The sequence below is a fragment of the Comamonas sp. HJ-2 genome, from assembly GCF_053615495.1.
In genome coordinates this window covers 90555-108973 of the sequence record NZ_JBSIFD010000009.1, presented here as the reverse complement: position 1 = coordinate 108973, position 18419 = coordinate 90555, and the positions used below count along the sequence as shown (strand labels likewise).

General features: G+C 62.6%; 12 protein-coding genes. 7 read left to right on the top strand and 5 right to left on the bottom strand.

The window, feature by feature from the left end; genetic code table 11:
- Nucleotides 1–47: 47 nt before the first annotated feature.
- The 3 genes from ACWGXF_RS08485 to ACWGXF_RS08475 are packed head-to-tail and all read right to left on the bottom strand — an operon-like array spanning nt 48 to nt 3178.
- Nucleotides 48–1004 carry a DUF4384 domain-containing protein gene (locus tag ACWGXF_RS08485; RefSeq protein WP_087863585.1) on the bottom strand — a complete coding sequence of 319 codons (957 nt, stop codon included), beginning with the start codon at nt 1002–1004 and terminating at the stop codon, nt 48–50.
- Nucleotides 1005–1018: 14 nt separating this feature from the next.
- A complete protein-coding gene (locus tag ACWGXF_RS08480) occupies nt 1019–2350 on the bottom strand; it encodes a caspase family protein (RefSeq protein ID WP_256629625.1) in 1332 nt (443 codons plus the stop codon).
- A complete protein-coding gene (locus ACWGXF_RS08475; protein WP_452101842.1) occupies nt 2351–3178 on the bottom strand; it encodes a hypothetical protein in 828 nt (275 codons plus the stop codon).
- A gap of 845 nt (nt 3179–4023) precedes the next feature.
- On the opposite strand from ACWGXF_RS08475, the gene recC reads away from it, so the two are divergent.
- The 3 genes from recC to recD are packed head-to-tail and all read left to right on the top strand — an operon-like array spanning nt 4024 to nt 13504.
- A complete protein-coding gene (gene recC, locus ACWGXF_RS08470; protein ID WP_452101841.1) occupies nt 4024–7611 on the top strand; it encodes an exodeoxyribonuclease V subunit gamma in 3588 nt (1195 codons plus the stop codon).
- Nucleotides 7608–11417, top strand: a complete 3810-nt coding sequence (gene recB / locus ACWGXF_RS08465; RefSeq protein ID WP_256629627.1) for an exodeoxyribonuclease V subunit beta — start codon at nt 7608–7610, stop codon at nt 11415–11417. Before recC ends, recB begins: the two co-directional genes overlap by 4 nt.
- Nucleotides 11414–13504 carry an exodeoxyribonuclease V subunit alpha gene (recD, locus tag ACWGXF_RS08460; RefSeq protein WP_256629628.1) on the top strand — a complete coding sequence of 697 codons (2091 nt, stop codon included), beginning with the start codon at nt 11414–11416 and terminating at the stop codon, nt 13502–13504. The genes recB and recD overlap by 4 nt, the downstream gene beginning before the upstream one ends.
- 218 nt (nt 13505–13722) lie before the next feature.
- Here the strand turns inward: recD and ACWGXF_RS08455 are convergent, their stop codons facing one another.
- Nucleotides 13723–14136: a VOC family protein gene (locus tag ACWGXF_RS08455; protein WP_202788664.1), complete on the bottom strand. Its 414-nt coding sequence runs from the start codon at nt 14134–14136 to the stop codon at nt 13723–13725.
- 44 nt (nt 14137–14180) lie between these two features.
- Nucleotides 14181–14840, bottom strand: a complete 660-nt coding sequence (locus ACWGXF_RS08450) for a glutathione S-transferase (protein WP_256629629.1) — start codon at nt 14838–14840, stop codon at nt 14181–14183.
- A gap of 115 nt (nt 14841–14955) precedes the next feature.
- Between ACWGXF_RS08450 and ACWGXF_RS08445 the strand changes: the two genes are divergently transcribed.
- The 4 genes from ACWGXF_RS08445 to ACWGXF_RS08430 all read left to right on the top strand — a co-directional run bounded on the left by ACWGXF_RS08445 (nt 14956) and on the right by ACWGXF_RS08430 (nt 18338).
- Nucleotides 14956–15357 (top strand): hypothetical protein, encoded by a 402-nt coding sequence (locus ACWGXF_RS08445; RefSeq protein ID WP_256629630.1) that lies wholly within the window; start codon nt 14956–14958, stop codon nt 15355–15357.
- A 139-nt stretch (nt 15358–15496) separates the two neighbouring features.
- Entirely contained in the window at nt 15497–16012 is a 516-nt protein-coding gene (locus ACWGXF_RS08440; protein ID WP_003065656.1) for a copper chaperone PCu(A)C, read from the top strand.
- 127 nt (nt 16013–16139) lie between these two features.
- Nucleotides 16140–17015 carry a PhaM family polyhydroxyalkanoate granule multifunctional regulatory protein gene (locus ACWGXF_RS08435; protein ID WP_256629631.1) on the top strand — a complete coding sequence of 292 codons (876 nt, stop codon included), beginning with the start codon at nt 16140–16142 and terminating at the stop codon, nt 17013–17015.
- A gap of 72 nt (nt 17016–17087) precedes the next feature.
- Nucleotides 17088–18338 (top strand): FIST signal transduction protein, encoded by a 1251-nt coding sequence (locus ACWGXF_RS08430; RefSeq protein WP_003065653.1) that lies wholly within the window; start codon nt 17088–17090, stop codon nt 18336–18338.
- Nucleotides 18339–18419 lie beyond the last annotated feature (81 nt).

Sequence of the window (18419 nt, the reverse complement as noted above, 5' to 3'; positions counted from 1 at the left end):
CACCACTGCAAAGCAGGGCGTTAAATGCATGGGGCGTGGAGTGTTGATCAGTGATGAGCGAGCTGAATCTTCAGCAGCAGAGGCTCTTGCCCTTTAGTACCTTCGGGCTTGACTACATAGCTGGCCACTTGCTGACCTACCGTCGGTTGTGGGTCATCGGCAAAAACAATGGCTTTTGAGGCAAATGCTGGTGCGGTATGCATTTGGCAGTTATTCGCCAGCTTAGTGTCGTGTGACTCTTCTGTGAACACGATGGCTTTGCTGGCATAGTTGCCTGCATCTGCCACGGTGTAACTGCAGTTGTTCTGTGCTGGCGCTGCCGTGTTTACTGCCAAAGCATTGACCTGGGAAGGCGACGGCTGTGGGGCTAGTGGCAACACTGCGCGCGTGACAAGGTCGGGCTTCATTTGCTGCAAAACTGTATTGGGCTGGAAAATCTCATCGGGAGACATTAGAACCAGCAGCTTTTCCGTGCCGGGAGGCCCATCAAATTGGAAGTTGCCGTTGCCAGGTAGAAATACCGTGCCCATGGCATCAATCGCGGCACTCTGGCCGGGGCGCGGATGAAGCATGGCGATCTGACCATCGGGCGCTTCGTTGAAGATGTAAACAAAGCTGGGTCGGTTGACTTTCAACCCTACTTGAAATTTGTCGCCCGTTTGGAAGGCGTGCGTCGCCAAGACATCTTGTGGCGCAGCGTTTTCGCGCTTAAGGCGCACAAAGTAGGCCGCCCCAATGGGCTGGGCTTTCGTGGATTTTTTCGCAGCAACATTTTTGCGCTCAACTTGCTTCTTCTCGGCGGTTGACACTGCTATAGCCTTGCCTTCTTTCGAGGCAGCTACATTGGGAGTGCTTTCAACTTTGCTTGTTGCAACAGCCTGGACGTTGCCATCTTCGCCAAAGAACAACGATTTGGCTGCGAATGCGGGCTCTTGTGCTTGTGCGCCTATGCAGGCTGTTATGGTAGCTATGGCCAGCGCTTGTTGAATGAATTTTTTAGACATGAATTTCTCTTGGGTTAATTGGAGACGATGTTGTCCAAATTGACTGCGATAGTGCTGAAGCGCTGAGGTGTTTGTTTGAGGTTCTGTGTGAGGACCTTGGAAGTTGTGAAATTGCGGGAGGATTCAAAGGCCTTGGTAACATCCCCTGAGTAATGTTTCAGATAAGCCATGAACGATTGAGTGAAGAAAGAGCCCCGTAGCGCATCTGATTGATTCAGTGGGCTATTAAAGGTACCAATACTTGGTGTTGGGCCATAAGAAAGTTCCCCAGCACTGGTTGCGGTAATAAAAGTGTAATTTTTACGAGAAGAGAAATCGGCAGTAGTTGCTGGTGATTCTTTTGATGATTTAGAATCATCAATAAAAGAAATGCCTTTGCTTGTGAATTTCTCACCGCTCCAAGATGCGATGGAAACAGACTCGGTTTCAAATCGACCGGAGCTTATGGAATTCTGGTAGTCTGATCCAATGGAGGGAGTGTTTTTGAGGATTTCTCCGCTATAGCAGGTGTCCACAATCACGCGAGTTACAACCGTTGGCTTTTGAGCCAAGTTTTGAATAAGTGTGTCTTTAACGGACGTTCTTTGCAGATTTAACAAATAAGAAGTCTTATCTTGCCCAACTGACTGGCTTGGGTGTGTATTACCGGAGTCATAGGCAGCAATAGACATTCGTCGGTCATCCTTACCCCCAGGTGTTGGTGTGGGAGGATTTCCGTGGCTTGAGACGTAGATGAAAAGACTGTCATTAGGCTGCAAGGAACTATTGATCTTCGCAATCTGTGCCTCAATGTTGGCTTTGGTTGCCTGATTTCCCAGGACTGAGGTAACCTCATAGCCATAGTTTGCAAGAATCATTCCCATCAAGCGAGCATCATCCTCGCCTTGAATCTCATTTAGATGTGAGCTATCCAAAAATTTATTAATTCCAATGACAATAGCTTTCTTCTTTCCAGGGCCTAAGTCTTGCTGTAGTCTTTTATTTTTAAAAAAACTGGAAAGAGCCGATGATGCTTCGCGATTCCACGTGGATTGCTGAACGCCTTCAGGATAGAACGGGGACGTTGATTTAATGCCAACAATCGACTGGGCTATGATGAAGGCTTTTTCTACCTCATCATCATTTTTATAATTCCCGACTAATCGCAAGCGACCAACAGAATCTCGCGAAACCTTTGCGGTTGTGAGCCCCTCTGCTTTGAGTCGAGCCTGCACGCTTTGCAACAGGGTATCTGGGATCTGGTAGCTCTGATAGACCTGCTGGTAGCCTGGCATCGACTGGTTGGCGCAGCCTGCCAAGGCTGCGACCACCAAACTGATCAGAGCAAATTTAGTGGTCTTCTGCATTTACTTGACTACCGTGATACCGCTGGCGGAATTAGCGGGAAGGCCCTTGAGAGAGACGCTGTAGGAAAAACGGAATTTTGAACCTGTAGGAACATCAGGTCCCATGGGGATGTGGATCAACTCTTCATGCTCGCCGTTCTCAAGCACGCGATCAGTTGTGCTGTGACCAGGGAAGGGCACCTCGGTTTCTTTGTCGCCCTCGACAATAAAAAGTTTTCGAGTGATTTGAGCCTGTGCTTCGCCGCCATCTGGTGTCAGGACCACAAATTTTGCTGGAAATTCGAGGTTTTGGCCTTGCGCGATAGTTGCAGGCATTTTCAGAGGGCGAACCGTAAAGACATCACCTTGGGCCGGCTTGTACTTGAACTCCTTAACAATGGCTTTGTAGTTGCCTTTGCGTTCTATGCTGGACTCGGGAATCCAAGCTGGGTTTTTCTTCATGCAAGTTGCAACTGCGTTGTAGTAGGCATTTGCATACCCTGCAATGCCGCCGACCGCCGCACCAGCCAAGGCCAATTGAGCCGCCTTGTCCTGCTTGCCTGAAGCAAGAGCACCGAGAAACCCTGTCACAGCGCCAATTGCAGCACCTTTGGCAGTGGAGCTCATTTTCTCGGAATTGATACAGCTATCCAAATCAGCAGTCACAGCTTCTTGCGCTTGAACCGATATTGCACAAAGGAAAATAGAGACTGTGAGTGCTTGCTTAGTAAATTTTTTCATTTTTGGAAATCTAGCTTTGAAGTAAACAAGTAGTTTCCAAATGATACATTTTATTTCTGACAATGTTGCGGCATATATCCAGCTTGAAGCGAACTTGGCGAAGTCCACGTGGAGTTATGTCATGACGGTCGTCTTGGAGGGCTAGTTCGCGGAGTTCGTTGAGGATGGCAACACGAAGCTCATGGCGTTCAAGTGCGCGAAATTTCACCCTTTCCCAAGTCGCTTGACGAGGTTCATCTCGGTTTTCTCCAGGCTGCGGCTGTCATATACGCTTTGACTTATGCAGAAAATTTTGCTCAGCCTAGTGCATCTGGCGATAGTCACACTCGCGCGGCATTTTGCGTGGAAATCAACACTCAATAGGGAGCGATGCTTATGCCAAGAAAAAAGGCTTGCGGTGTTCTTCCGGAGATATTTTGATGCTCACATCGGTAAGGCTAGCGATGTGAGCGAGCAAATACTTATCAATTAATAGGAAAAGGATATGTGACCAAAAAATGTCCGGTTTGCTGCTGGAAGTTGGCGCTGTTTTCCCGCTCCAAATGGGTACAAATTGCTCAGACGTAGCGAGGCCCTTTGTAGCGCGAATTGAAGATTTTTGTATGCCTCCCATGACACTAGGCAGATCGGTGTCGGGGCCGAAACCTGCTGCGCAAGTGTTCAAAAAATTGAAAACCCTTGTGTCGGCGGTTCGATTCCGTCCCAGGCCACCAAATTTAAAGCCCCGGATCAGCAATGATCCGGGGCTTTTCTCATTGCAGCCTCGGAATGTCCGCGATGGGCTGTGGGTAATAAAAAGCAGAGCGGATTGCGCTTGTCTTTGCTTGATTTCAAAGCGTTTCAGCTCCAGTTCGCTTTGTTGGTATACGCAACCAGCTTTCCATTTGATAGCGCCTGCATGCTGCCGTTAAGCTTGCAGCTTTCATCGTGCACAGACAGGCACAGGAGCGCGTGTGACAGCAGAGCAGCAATCAAGGGCGTCGCAACCGGCAGCTAACTGGCAGCCGGGCCTGATCGCCATTCACGGCAACCAGACCGAGGCGCTGGCCGATACCGTGCTGGCCTGGCTGGCGGCGCATCCCTTGCAGGCGCTGGAGCCCGAGATCGTGCTGGTGCAAAGCAACGGCATGGCCGAGTGGTTCAAGATGCGCATGGCCGAACAGCAGGGCGTGTGCGCCGCTGCACAGGTCGAATTGCCGGCGCGCTTTGTCTGGCGCAGCTACCGGCAGATTCTGGGCAGGCATGAGGTGCCGCGTGAATCGCCGCTGGACAAGACGCCCATGATCTGGCGCCTGATGCGTCTGCTGCCGCAATGCCTGGGCGAGCCTGCGTTCGCACCGATTGCCAACTTTCTGCGCCCTGGCGAGCCGCAGCGTCTGCTGCAGCTGGCCGAAAAGCTGGCCGACCTGTTCGACCAGTACCAGATCTACCGCGCCGACTGGCTGGCCGCCTGGGAGCAGGGCGAGGATGTGCTGCGCACGGCGGGCCGCCCCGATGCGCCCGTTCCCGAAGGGCAGCTCTGGCAGCCCCAGCTGTGGCGCAAGGTGCTGGCCGAACTCGATGAGCAGGAGCGTGCCGCCACCCGCCCGGCCCTGCTGGCTCGGATTCTGGACGCGCTGCAAAGCGGTCAGCCGCCCGTCACGCCGCTGGCGCGCCGTGTGGTGGTGTTCGGCATGAGCCAGATGCCGTTGTCGCTGATGCAGTTTCTGAGCGGCATTGCCCAGCACAGCCAGGTGCTGATTGCCGTTCCCAACCCCTGCCGCTTTCACTGGGCCGATGCCATCGACGGGCGCGAGCTGCTGCGCCAGCAGCGCCGCCGCCATGCCGACAAGGGCGGCAAGGACCTGGCGCAGATTCCGCTGGCCGCCATGCACGCCCATGCCCATCCGCTGCTGGCGGCCTGGGGCCGGCAGAGCCGCGACTATGTGCGCCAGCTCGATGCCTTCGACACCACGGGGGACACGGCCGTGCAATGGGGCTGGCCGCGTGTGGATGTGTATGACGAGGCCGACGCGAGCGAGCTGATCGACGCACCGCTGCTGGTCCAGGTGCAGCAGCGCATTCGCGATCTGGTGCCCATGGCGGAGCACCCTGCGGTCGAGATCGCGGCGGCCGACCAGTCCATCGTCTTTCACAAGGCCCATGGCCTGGTGCGCGAGCTCGAAGTGCTGCACGACCAGCTGCTGCAATGGCTGGCCGAGCCTGCCGCGGCGGGCCGCGCAGCGCTGGCGCCGCGCGAGGTGGTGGTCATGCTGCCGTCGATCGAAGAGGCTGCACCCGCCATCCGCGCCGTGTTCGGCCAGTACGGCCGCCACGATGCGCGCCATATTCCGTTTGATATCGCCGACGTGGGCGCGCGTGCCAGCAGTCCGCTGGTGACGGCGCTGCAATGGCTGCTCAAGCTGCCGCAGCAGCGCTGCCGTCTGAGCGAGTTGTGCGACCTGCTCGATGTCCCCGCCGTGGCGGCGCGCGTGGGTCTGGCGGCAGACGATCTGCCCCAGCTCACGCACTGGATGGCCGGTGCGGGCATTCGCTGGGGGCTCAACCATGCGCAGCGAGCACAGTTGGGCCTGGCGGCCTGCGGTGATCCCAACAGCGCCTGGTTCGGCCTGCGCCGCATGCTGCTGGGCTATGCCAGCGGGCCGGCGCTGGAGGCCGCCTTCGACGAGGCACAGGTGTTTGCCGGCATGGAGCCCTATGACGAAGTGGGCGGCCTGACGGCCGAGCTGGCCGGATCGCTGGCCAGCTTGCTGGGGCGCATGCTGCAGTGGTGGCAAACGGCTGCTACGGCTGCGGCTCCCGAGGTCTGGGCCCAGCGTTTTCGCAGTCTGATGGACGACTTCTTTGTCGCGCAGGGCGATGAAGACCAGGCCTTGTGCGCCGCACTCGACACGGCCCTGGTCGGCTGGCAGGGCGCCTGCGAGCAAGCGGGCTTCGATGCCCTGATTCCGCTGGAAGTGGCGCAGGAGGCCTGGTTGCAGGCCCTGTCCGAGCCCGCGCTCAACCAGCGTTTTCGCGCCGGCGGCGTGACTTTCTGCACGCTGATGCCGATGCGCGCCATCCCCTTCGAAGTGGTGTGTCTGCTGGGCATGAACGATGGCGACTACCCGCGCCGCGCCACGCGCGTGGACTTCGATCTGATGGCCTTGCCCGGGCAGCAGCGCCCCGGTGATCGCGCGCGCCGCGACGATGACCGCCAGCTGATGCTGGATGCCTTGCTGTCGGCCCGCAGCAAGCTCTATATCAGCTGGGCCGGTCGCCATGTGCGCGACAACAGTGAGCAGCCCCCCTCGGTGCTGGTCTCGCAGCTGCGCGACTATCTCCGCCAGGGCTGGCAGGGGGAAGGCAGTGCAGGTCTTTCCGCCAGCGAGCGCGGAGATCTGCTGCTGGCCCAGCGTACCCGCCAGCATCCTTTGCAGCCCTTCAGTCGCCGCTATTTCGAGCAGGCTTCGGGGCTGTCGACCTTCGCGCGCGAATGGTATGGCGCGCATGAAGAGCGGGCAGCGCAGGTGCTGCCGGTCGTGGCTGCCTTCGAGCCCGACCCCGAGGTGCCGCTGACGCTGGCGCGACTGACGGAATTTCTGCGCCACCCTGCACGCAGCTTTTTGCGCAATCGCCTGCAGGTGCGCTTTGAGCAGGACGAGGAGCTGCTGGAGGACGATGAGCTTTTCAGCGTCGATGGCCTGACCGCCTACGGCCTGATTCAGCAGCTGCAGCAAGGCGTGCGCACGCAGCTGGCGCATGATGCGGCGCTGGATGTGGGCATGCAGGTGCAACTCCAGGTGCAGCGTCTGGGGCGTGCCGGCGTGCTGCCGCTGGCAGGTCTCGGCAGGCGCGAGGCCGAGGCCTTGCAGGCGCAGGCCACGCCGTCGCTGCTGGCCTGGCAGCAGCAGATGCGGCTGTGGCCCCATGCGGCGCCGCGCGAGCGGCTGTTGCTGCACTCCGGAGCGGTCACGCTGGATGACTGGATGGATGGCTTGCAGGAGCGTGAAGAGCCGTCTTCGGACGCGGGCCACAGCCGTTGCTGGTTCGCGCTGGAGCCGCGCACGCTGCTGAACAAGAGAGGCGAGCTTCAGGCCCACAAGCTGCTGCCCATTTATGTGCGCAGTCTGGCGCTTTCAAGCACGGGCAGCGACACGCTGATGTGCGTGATCGCACGCGACACCCTGGTCTGGGTGCAGCCGCTGGAGCCGGAGGCGGCCACGCAGCGTTTGCAAGCCTTGATGCAGCTGTGGCTGGCGGGCCAGAACGAGCCCTTGCCGCTGCCTCTCAAAGCCGCCATCGCAGCCGGTCGTGACGATCCGAGCGCCGCCGCGCAGGCCTACGAGGGCGGCTACATGCTGGGCGGCGAATGCGAAGACCCCAGCTGGGCGCGCTGCTACCCCGACTGGGCGGCGCTGACGGCCGATCTGCGCTTCCACGTCCTGGCCAAGCAGGTCTATGGCCCGCTGCATGACTGGCTGGCCGCGCAGGTGCAGACCGAGGATCTGCCCTTGTTGCATTGCGCAGACCAGGACGAACAACCAGGAGAGCCGGCATGAGCGCGCCCGCCAACCCCATGAAGCCCGGCAGCCAGGCGCTGCAGCCCCTGCATTTCCCGCTCTGGGGTTCGCGCCTGATCGAAGCCAGTGCGGGCACAGGCAAGACCTGGACCATTGCAGCCCTCTATCTGCGGCTGGTGCTGGGCCACGGCGCAGAGAACGGCTTTGCCCGAGCATTGATGCCGCCCGACATTCTGGTCATGACCTTCACGCGGGCCGCCACGCGCGAGCTGTCGGACCGCATCCGTGCCCGCTTGATCGAGGCCGTGCAATGCTTTCGCGGCGAGGCCGAACCGGCGGCGCACGACAGCTTCCTGCGCGACCTGCGCGATGCCTATGCCGAAGGCGAGCTGCGCGACACCGCTGCCTGGCGGCTGGACATGGCTGCGCAGTGCATGGACGATGCCGCCATCCACACCATAGACGCCTGGTGCCAGCGCATGCTGCGCGAGCATGCGTTTGACAGCGGCAATCTGTTTGATGAAACGCTGGAGGCCGATGAAAGCCAGCGTCAGACCGAGGCTGCACAGGATTACTGGCGCCAGCAGTGCTATCCGCTTTCGGGCGAGGTGCTGGAGGCGGCGCTGCAGGTCTGGCCCGATGTGCAGGCCCTGGTCAAGGATATGCAGTCGCTGCTGCGTGAAAACATAGCCGCCACGGCGGGCGCCGGAACCTTGGGTGAATGCATTGCGCAGACCCAGGCTGAGCGTGCGCAGCAACTGCGAATGCTTGGCGATGGCTGGGAGCAAAAAGCGCAGCAATTGGAAGACTGGCTGGACGGCCAGTTGGCCACCAACAAAAGTGCTTGGAATGGTTTGAAGCTCAAGCCTGCCAACTACAAGAACTGGCTGAAAGCTTTGCGGGAGTGGGCTGCCGCGCCGCACGATGGTTTGGCGGCTGCAATGAAGACTGGGGCTACCCGTTTGGTGCCTGCCGGGCTGGATGAAGCGCGCAAAGGTGATGCGCCGGTGGAGCTGCCCCCCGCATCTGCCGAGTTGGAGCAACTGCTTCAGGCCCTGGCGCAGATGCCGTCCCTGCATGTGGCGCTGCGCCTGCATGCGGCAGTCCAGGTGCAGCAGCGCCTGCTGTGGCTCAAGCGCCAGGCCGGCACTTTCGGTTTTGCCGATATGCAGCAGCGCCTGGATGCGGCTCTGGCTGGCGATAACGGCCCCGCGCTGCAAGCCGGCATCCTGGCCCAGTATCCGGTGGCGCTGATTGACGAGTTCCAGGACACCTCGCCGCTGCAGTACCGGCTGTTCGACCAGATCTACCGCACGGCAGACAACAGCGCGGGCAGCGCACTGCTGCTGATCGGCGACCCCAAGCAGTCCATCTACGGCTTTCGTGGTGCGGACATCTACAGCTATCTGCAGGCCAGGCAGGCGACCGAGGGCCGCCACTATGTGCTGGACACCAACTTCCGCTCCACCGAGGTGCTGGTCGATGCGGTCAACCAATGGTTTGTGCAGGCTGAAGTGCGCGAAGGCGAGGGTGCGTTCATGTTCCGCGCCGGGCAGAGCAATCCGCTGCCGTTCGAGAGCGTCAAGGCCAATGGCCGAAAGGAGCTGCTGATGCAGGGCAGCCAGCGCATGGCCGCGCTGACCATTGCCTGGGATGGCAGCAGCGATGAGCCGCTGAGCAATGACGACATCCGCCGCCGTGGGGCGGAGTTCTGCGCCAGCCAGATCGTGCAGTGGCTGATGGACGGTGCCACGGGCTTTGCCGAAGCCGGCCAGCCGCTGCAGCGCCTGCGTCCGGCCGATATCGCGGTGCTGGTGCGCACTGGCAAGGAGGCCTCAGCCGTGCGCCGTGCACTGGCGCGGCGCAATGTGGCCTCGGTCTATCTCTCCGATCAAGACTCGGTCTTCGCCAGCGTCGAGGCGCAGGATCTGCTGCTGTGGCTGCGTGCCGTGGCAGCGCCTCTGGACGGACTGGCCGTGCGTGCCGGTCTGGCCACGCCCATGATGGGTCTGTCGTTTGACGAGCTGGCCTGGCTGGCCAGCGATGACGAGGCCTTCGATGCGCGCAGCGAGCTGCTCAAGGAACTGCACAGTCTCTGGCTGCGCCTGGGCGTGCTGGCCATGCTGCGCCAGACGCTGTACCGCTTTGAATTGCCGGCGCGCTGGCTGAAGGACATGGGCGGCGAGCGCCGTCTGACCAACTATCTGCACCTGGCCGAGCTGCTGCAAGGCGCGAGTGCCCAGCTGGAAGGCGAGCAGGCGCTGATCCGCTGGCTGGCCACCCAGATCGAGAGCCCGGGCGCGGCCGGCGATGCACAGATCGTGCGGCTGGAATCGGATGCCGATCTGGTCAAGGTCGTCACCGTGCACAAGAGCAAGGGGCTGGAGTACCCACTGGTCTGCCTGCCGTTCGGCGGCAGCTTCCGACCTGTGGACGGCAAGGCGGCCTATCTTTCGCTGCCCGTGCAGATCGATGGCGTACCCGCGCGCGAGCTGGTGCTGGACTACGACGATGCACAGTTGACGCAGGCCGACAAGGAACGCCTGCGCGAGGATCTGCGCCTTCTCTATGTGGCGCTGACCCGCCCGCGCCATGCACTGTGGATGGGGCTGGCCCCCATGAAACGCGGCAACAGCAAAAACTGTGTGAACGAACAGGGTGCGGCAGGCTATCTGCTGGCCGGAGATGTTTCGCAGGCCGCAGCCGGCTGGCGCGCCAGCATCCAGGCCCTGAGCGAGCGTTGCACGCAGATCGCCGTGGTGGATCTGCCGGCCGAACTGCCCGTGGCCTCGCGCTATGTGGCCGCGCAGGCCTTGCCCGCCCTGGCCGCCGCGCCCGTGTACGAGGCGCAGTTCGACCGCCGCTGGGGCATTGGCAGCTTTTCGTCGCTGACCCGCGCCATGGCCGCACCCAGCCTGCCGGTCCTGCCGGTGGCCGCACAAAGTCCCGCCGAGGACGAGCGTGCGCTGCAGGCCCAGGAAGCGGGTGAAGCTGCGCTGGACCTGGGCGTCATCAACGAGGTCATGACCGCCCTGCCTAACTTGACCGGATTCGCCGCCGGTGCGCGCAGCGATGCTGCGGTGTGGCACCGCTTCATGCGCGGCCCGGTGGTGGGCAATTTCCTGCACGACCAGCTGGAATGGCTGGCCGCAGAGGACTTTGCGCTGCAGCCCGAGGATGATCCCGGCAACAGTGAACCCCTGGCGGCCCGACTGCTGCGCCGCTGCGAGCGCGCGGGCCGCAAGGAGCAGGCCGCCGATGTGCTGCAGTGGCTGCGCGCCGTGGTGCACCAGCCGCTGGCGCCGCTCGGCGTCTCGCTGGCGCAATTGGGCGAAGGTGATGCGCTATTGCCCGAGATGGAGTTCTGGCTGCCGGCGCGGCGCCTGTCGGCACCTCGTATTGACGCGCTGTGCCGCCGGCACATTCTTGCCGGCCAGCCGCGCCCGGTGCTGCCCGAGCGCGAGCTGCACGGCATGCTGATGGGCTTTGCCGATCTGGTGTTTCACCATGGCGGCCGCTACTGGGTGCTGGACTACAAGACCAACCACCTGGGCCAGGACGGCGCGGCCTACGCCCCTCAGGCGCTGGAGCAGGCCATGCTAGAGCACCGTTATGACGTGCAGGCTGCGCTGTATCTGCTGGCTCTGCACCGCCTGCTGCAAAGCCGGCTGGGCGCGGCTTACGACCCTCGCGAACAGCTGGGCGGCGCGCTCTATTTCTTCCTGCGCGGTCTCGATGGCGAGGCCGCCGGCATGCATGTGCTGAAGCCGCCGCTGGCGCTGCTGGACGGGCTGGAGGCGCTTCTCGGAGATAACGAAAAGGAATTGAAGGAGGAGCAGCCATGAAGGGGCGCCGCAAAGCCGATCTGCAGACGCTGGACCTGTTTGCAGCTCCCGCGGATGGCGACACGATTGCACCGGGCACGACGGACTGGCTGGCCGCGCTGGAGCGACTGGCCGATGCGGGCCTGCTGCGCCGCCTGGACAGCGCCCTGGCGGCCTTTGTCGCCGCGCAGGACGCAGAGGCCGGGCCTGCGCTGCTGGTGGCCACCGCCGTGCTGGCGCAGATGGAGGGGCGCGGTCACAGCTGCCTGCCCTTGAAGGCGCTGGCTGGCGATCCCAATCAGATTCTTGCCTGGCCCAAAGAGGCAGAGCGCCTGCAGCAATCGCTATGGGAGCAATTGCCCGGCCGGTTGGCTGACTGGCTGCAGGCCCTGCGCCGCAGCCCCGTGGTGCGTGTCGTGCAGCCGGGAACGGTAGCGGCAGACCGAGGTCAGCCGCTGGTGCTGCTGGACAGCGCTGCGCCCTTGCTGTATCTGCGCCGCTACTGGGACTATGAGCGCAGCGTGGCCGCCCATATGGCGCAGCGTACGGCGGCCGATGCGGTGGCGCTTGACGAGCCCAGGGTGCGCGAATGGCTGGGGCGGCTTTTCAGCTCGTCCGCAGCTGCCGCAAATGCGGTGGACTGGCAAAAGCTGGCTTGCGCGCTGGCGCTGCGGGGGCATATGTCCGTCATCACCGGCGGGCCGGGCACGGGCAAGACCTATACCGCTGCCCGCCTGCTGGCGCTGCTGTTTGCCACGGCGCCGGATGCCGCGCAGCTGCGCGTCGCGCTGGCTGCGCCAACCGGCAAGGCGGCGGCGCGGCTGAAGCAGTCCATCGATAGCTCGCTGCTGGAGCTGAAGGAGGCCGTGGGCCGAGAGCTGGATCTGGAAGCGCTGGTCAAACGCATGGGGGCGGCACGCACCCTGCATTCGCTGCTGGGGGCCAGGCCTGACACGCGGCGCTTTGCCCACCATGCAGGCAATCCGCTGGATGTCGACGTGCTCATCGTCGATGAGGCCTCCATGATCCACCTCGAGATGATGGCCGCGCTGCTGCAGGCCCTGCCGCCCACAGCGCGCCTGATTCTGCTGGGCGACAAGGATCAGCTCGCCTCGGTGGAGGCCGGTGCCGTGCTGGGCGATCTGTGCCGCGATGCGCAGCGGGGCAATTACGCGCCGGACACCGCTGCCTATGTCGAGCGTGTGACGGGCCAGTCCCTGCCTGCACAGTACCTGGCGCCGGCCAGGGCCCTGCCGCTGGCCCAGCACACCGTCATGCTGCGCGAGAGCCGCCGCTTTGGCGGCCCTATCGGTCTGCTGGCACAGGCCGTGAATGCCGGCGATGCACCTTCTGCCATGGCGCTGCTGCGCACGCAGACCCAGGCCGGCCTGCATGCCGAACTCTGGGCGCGCGAAGGCGGTGAGGTCGAGGCCGTGGTGCGCAGCGCCGTGCAAGGCCGTGGCGGAATGGCCAGCTATGCCGCCTATGCCGAGGTGCTGGCACAACATGGGCAGGGCAAGGGACGCGGCTTTGCCACCGAGGCCGAGCACCGGCAATGGGTGAGGGAGGTGTTGGCCGCCTTCGACCGCTACCGCCTGCTGTGCGCCGTGCGCGACGGCAGCTGGGGCGTGGCGGGCCTGAACCGCGCGGTGGAGCAGGCCTTGCAGGCCATGGGCGCCATACGCAAGGAGGGCGAGTGGTATATGGGCCGTCCGGTAATGGTCACGCGCAACGATGCGCAGCTGGGCGTGTTCAACGGCGATATCGGCATGGCCCTGCCCAGCTTTGGCGACCCGGCGCGGCTGCGCGTGTACTTCATGCAGGGCGAGCTGCTGCACCATGTCAGCACGGCGCGCCTGGCCCATGTGGAGACCGCATTTGCCATGACGGTGCACAAGAGCCAGGGCTCGGAGTTCGAGCATACGGCGCTGGTGCTGGCCGCGCAGGGCGGCAATGTGCTCAGCCGCGAGCTGGTCTATACCGGCATCACGCGGGCGCGCAAGGCGTTCTCGCTGTGGACCGAAGTGCCCGGCCTGCTGGTGTCGGCGATGGGCAGTCCCACGCAGCGCAGCAGCGGTTTGCTGGGATTCATGGAACGTGCTCAGTAGCCTAGGGGTGAGGCTCTGCTTTGATAGCGGTGACCGCAATCCAGGTAACACTGGAGGCTGATTTCGCTCAACCTATAAAGGCTTCCCATCCGGCTTTGCTCGAAGTGATGAGCCAGTGACACTGGCGCAGTCCAAGCGCGAGACGGCCAGCTAGGTCCGCCCCGCAGCCAAGGTCGTCGTCCCCCTTTGGGGGAAGACGCGAAGCGGCTCAGAGGGGATCAGTGTTCGTAAACCGCGTCCCAGTTGGCAAATCCCTTGACCTCGATCGGATTGCCGCAGGGGTCGGTGAAGAACATGGTCCATTGCTCTCCGGGCTCGCCTTCAAAGCGCACTTGCGGCTCCAGAATGAAGGCGGTGCCGGCGGCTTTGAGGCGTTCGGCCAGGGCCAGCCAGTCGGGCTTGAGCAGGATCACGCCCAGATGGGGCATGGGCACCATATGGTTGCCGACCTTGCCGGTGTTGCTCACGGCAAAGGGCTGACCCAGATGCAGGGAGATCTGGTGGCCAAAGAAGTCGAAATCGACCCAGGTGTCGGTGCTGCGACCCTCGCGACAGCCGAGCACGCCGCCGTAGAAACGGCGGGCCTGGTCGAGATCGGTCACGTGGTAGGCAAGATGAAAAGCGCTTTGCATGATGGGCCCAAGCGTAGCATCACCGGGCCCGTACCCGGCACGCTTCAGCGCGCAGCCTTGGCCTGCATGCGTGCCATCAGCTCCTCGGTGTTTCGCTTGCGGTCGGCGTTGACCTTCTGCACCGTGGGACGCTCGCTCATGCGCGCCAGATAGTCGCGCACCGGCAGCTCGGCCAGCAGATCGCTGCCGCCCAGGATCTTGCTGGCGCTGCTGACCAGCGGCAGATGCACGATGGCGCTGCAGTCGGCCAGCGTGAAGCTGTCGCCCGCGATGAACGGGGTATCGAAGCGGGCCAGCTTGGCAAAGGCTGCGATGTTCTTTTTCAACTGCTCCAGCGTCTTGTCGCGTGTGCCATCACTGATCTTGCCGCCGAAGAAGGCCTGGGGATAGAGGTTGCGCGCCACCAGCTCCAGGTGCAGGTTCAGATAGACGCAAAGCTCACGTACCTTGGCGGCAGCAAAGGGGTCTGCGGGCAGCAGCGGCACCTTGCTGGACAGCGCTTCCACATATTCGATGATGGCGTCGGACTCGCTGATGGCGCCATGCTGGGTGCGCAGATACGGCACCTTGCCCAGCGGAGATTCCTCGGGGTTGGTGCTGCCCAGCCAGGCCAGCTCCTCGGCGAAGGGAATCTGCTTTTCCATCAAGGCCAGCTTGACCTTGTTGTAGTAGTTGCTGGCCGAAAATCCGCACAAAGTCAGCATGCTTGTCTCCTGATCGGTGGTTGTGAATAGGTATCCGTGGCCAGTCATCGTAGAGGCAAGTGGCGCAAGCCCTGCGTCGCCAACCGGATAGCGGGCCGGCTTCTACAATCGCTCCATGCATTGGCGCGCACACCCTCCTCGGCACAAACCGGCAGCCCTTCTGGCTCGCAGGGTGCTGGGTGCGTGGTTCTGCGTGCTGCTGGTCAGCATGCTTACGCCCTGGGCGCGCGGCACGCCGCCTGCCGGCTGGGAGGCAGTATGCACGGCCAGCGGCAGCACACACTGGGTGCCCAGCCCCGCCAGCGACGATGCCGCTACCCCACATGGGCTGGATTGCGCGCTGTGCCTGCCGCTGCTGGCGCCGCCGCCAGCGCAGCAGGCAGATCCTGGCTGTCACCGCGCCGTTGTCGATGCCCGGCCCTGGGCCGATGTCGCTCACAGAGCTTTTGTCTCCACCCTGCCGCCCGTACGTGCGCCGCCCTTTGAAACCCTGAAAAACATAGCTGAGGGCGCTTGATGGTCAAGCGTCTCAGATCGATTTGAGATTGACACGACTTATGCAAATCGGGCTCAAGCAAGGGCTTGGTTTCAAGGGGGCCATCTTGATGCACCCTTGTTTGCGTAAGTCCAGACTGAATTTGAATGGAGATGGTTTCATGAATACGCGTCGTTTTACCGTGATGGCCCTGGGTTCGCTGGTCGCTTCGCTGCTGGTTTCGGGGGCCGCCTGGGCTCATGCCGATGCGGCCCATGTCAAGGTCGAGAACGCCTGGGCCCGCGCCAGCGTGGCGGGTCAGCAGGCTTCGGGGGCCTTTATGCGCCTGACGGCCCAGGAGCCGCTCAAGCTCGTCGGTGTGGAAACCACGGCCGCCGCCGTGGCCGAGGTGCACGAGATGAAGATGGAGGGCGATGTGATGCGCATGCGCGCCATCGAGGCCCTGGATCTGCCTCAGGGCGTGGCCGTGGATCTCAAGCCCGGCGGCTATCACCTGATGCTTCAGCAGCTCAAGGCCCCGCTGGTCAAGGACAGCCAGGTGCCCGTGACCCTGGTGTTCAAGGATGCCAAGGGCGCAGTGTCGCGCCTGAGCCTGCAGCTGCCGGTGCGCGTGGCCGCCCCTGCTGCGGCCGGTGCCGGGCACCAGCATATGGGTCATGGTGCTCATCAGCATTGATGGCTTGAGCCAGGCGCGCGACCTGCTCCCTTGTTTGCAGCAAACATCGCAAGTGCAGTAAGCTAGTTCCGCATCCGGTCTTGTCCGGATGCGGATTCTGGTATCCATCCCTGCAGTGGAGAGCACTATGAGCGGCGACGCATCGGCATTTGGTTTCGGCAAGTTCATTCCCGGCTTTGATTTTCTGCAGGGGCTGGCGCAAAGCGCTGGCGCTGCGGCCAATCCCATGGGCCGCGTGCCGCAATGGGTGGCTCCCACCGTAAGCGTGGAAGAGGTTGACAAGCGCATTGCCGAGCTGAAAGCCGTGCAGTTCTGGCTGGAGCAAAACAGCCGCGCCCTGGCTGCCACCATCCAGGCGCTGGAAGTGCAGCGCATGACGCTGTCCACGCTCAAGGACATGAATGTCAGCATGAGCGAGCTGGCCAAGTCCTTTCCTTTCCCTGGTGCAGCGCCGGCAGAGCCCGCAGCGACCGGCAATGCCGGCTGGCCCATGGGAAGTGCCACGGCCAAGGCTGCGGTTGCAGAGCCGCTGGCAAGCCCTGCGCCCGAGCCTGAAGCACAGGCTGCGGCGCAAGAGGAACAGAACCATGCCAAGGCTCAGGCAGAGCCGCCTTCTCAGGCTGCCTTGAACCAGGCCATGCAATGGTGGGGAGCGCTGACCCAGCAGTTCCAGCAGATTGCGGCCAAGGCCATGGCAGAGCCCGTTCCGCCCGAGACGCTGGCCGCTGCCCAGCGCGCCACCGAGATGGCCAGCGGTTTTGCCAAGTCCACCATGGAAAAAGTGATGGCACAGGCAGGCGGTTTTGGCGCTGCAGCCGCAGCGAAAAGTTCGGCAAATAGTGCAGCGGCAGCCGAGCCCAGGCCTGCACGCAAGGCGGCGGCCAAGACCGGTCAACCCAAAACGGCAGCCAGCAAAACGGCAGCCGCTAAAAAAACTGCTGCCAAGCAGCCTGCCGCCAAAAAGACTGCAGCCAAAACCTCTGCTACCTCGCGCAAGCCCTGAGCAATCCCTTCCCGCTAAGGTGGAAAATCGTGGTTGAAAGGCATCCACGCTCCAGCAAGAACAGGAGGGCTTATGTCACTGTTTCCCGTCGCTCATGCCAGTCATGAAGACTGGCGCGCTGCGACTGAGCAAGTCGTGCTGCAGCTGCGTGGGCAGTTGCTGCGCCAGTCACTGCAGCCGCACCGGCTGGGTCTGGTCTATATCGCGCAGGGGCTGGTGCCCCATGCGCAGCCCTTGCTGGCGCTGCTGGCGCGCGAGTTGCCCCAGGTCACCGACTGGGTAGGCAGCTCCGGTCACGCCGTACTGGCCATGGAGCACGAGTATTCCGAAAGCTCCTCGCTGGCGGTCATGCTGCTGGACCTGCCCGCCGCCCATTACCGCGTCTATTCCGGCGTGGCACCGCTGGCGCAAAGCGGCGCCGAAGCCGGATTCGAGGCGCATTCGGCCCTGGTGCACTCCAGCATCGATCAGCCTGATCTCGCTGAGTTGCTGCTGGAGCTGTCCGAGCGCATCAGCTCTGGAAATCTGTTCGGGGCGCTCAGCAGCGAGCAGGGCGTGCAGTTCGCCTGTCGTGCCGAAGACCTGCCCCGGCTGAGGGCCCAGGCCAGCGTCGGCATTTTTCATGCCGGCTTTTCGGGGGTGGCCTTCGATGCCGATGTAGCCTGTATCTCAAGACTGGCCCAGGGCTGCGCGCCCTTGGGCGCGGGATTGGAGATTACCGAGGCCAGAGGCCCGGTGGTGCTGGAGCTCGAAGGCGAGCCCGCCTTGCCCCGACTGCTGCAGATGCTGGATGTGGAAGCCAGCCCCAGCGCCGGAGGCGGCTGGCAGGCTGCGCTGTCGCAACTGCGCAAGACCCAGGCCGCGATTGCCCCGCTGGGCCGGGGTCTGGAGCGCGGGGCGCTCACCGACGAGGCCCAGGTGCTGCATATCGTGGGGCTGGATCCGGTGCGCCAGGGCGTTGCGCTGTCGTCGCCCGTGGAGGCCGAGCATACGGTGATCTTCTGCCAGCGCCAGAGCAGCGCGGCCCGTCATGAGCTGATGCAGATGGGCGCGGCCCTCAAGGATGCGCTGCAGCCCGACTTTGCCGACGCAGGTCCCGAGACCATGGCCGAGGCGGCCCAGCCCCAGCATATACGCGGTGCCATCTATGTGAGCAGCAAGGGCCGGGGCAGCGAGCTGTTTGGCGGCGCCGATGCCGAGCTCAAGCTGCTGCGCCATGCGCTGGGGCCGGTGCCTCTGATCGGCCTGGTGGCCGAGGCACAGCTGATGGATGCGCATGTGCATCAGCTGGCCGGCGTGCTGACGGTGTTCACCGGTAAATAGCCTGAAATTTGATAGCTGCTAACGCTTGATTCAAATGGTTTTCAAAATCAATTGACTCTGAAGCACCGAATTAACTGGCAC

What these genes read in the sequence shown, in the direction of transcription:
- ACWGXF_RS08435 (WP_256629631.1), top strand. Translation starts at nt 16,140, where the DNA reads ATGAGCGGCGACGCATCGGCATTTGGTTTCGGCAAGTTCATTCCCGGC.
- ACWGXF_RS08480 (WP_256629625.1), bottom strand. Translation starts at nt 2,350, where the DNA reads ATGCAGAAGACCACTAAATTTGCTCTGATCAGTTTGGTGGTCGCAGCC.
- ACWGXF_RS08485 (WP_087863585.1), bottom strand. Translation starts at nt 1,004, where the DNA reads ATGTCTAAAAAATTCATTCAACAAGCGCTGGCCATAGCTACCATAACA.
- ACWGXF_RS08445 (WP_256629630.1), top strand. Translation starts at nt 14,956, where the DNA reads ATGCATTGGCGCGCACACCCTCCTCGGCACAAACCGGCAGCCCTTCTG.
- recB (WP_256629627.1), top strand. Translation starts at nt 7,608, where the DNA reads ATGAGCGCGCCCGCCAACCCCATGAAGCCCGGCAGCCAGGCGCTGCAG.
- ACWGXF_RS08455 (WP_202788664.1), bottom strand. Translation starts at nt 14,136, where the DNA reads ATGCAAAGCGCTTTTCATCTTGCCTACCACGTGACCGATCTCGACCAG.
- ACWGXF_RS08450 (WP_256629629.1), bottom strand. Translation starts at nt 14,840, where the DNA reads ATGCTGACTTTGTGCGGATTTTCGGCCAGCAACTACTACAACAAGGTC.
- ACWGXF_RS08440 (WP_003065656.1), top strand. Translation starts at nt 15,497, where the DNA reads ATGAATACGCGTCGTTTTACCGTGATGGCCCTGGGTTCGCTGGTCGCT.
- recD (WP_256629628.1), top strand. Translation starts at nt 11,414, where the DNA reads ATGAAGGGGCGCCGCAAAGCCGATCTGCAGACGCTGGACCTGTTTGCA.
- ACWGXF_RS08430 (WP_003065653.1), top strand. Translation starts at nt 17,088, where the DNA reads ATGTCACTGTTTCCCGTCGCTCATGCCAGTCATGAAGACTGGCGCGCT.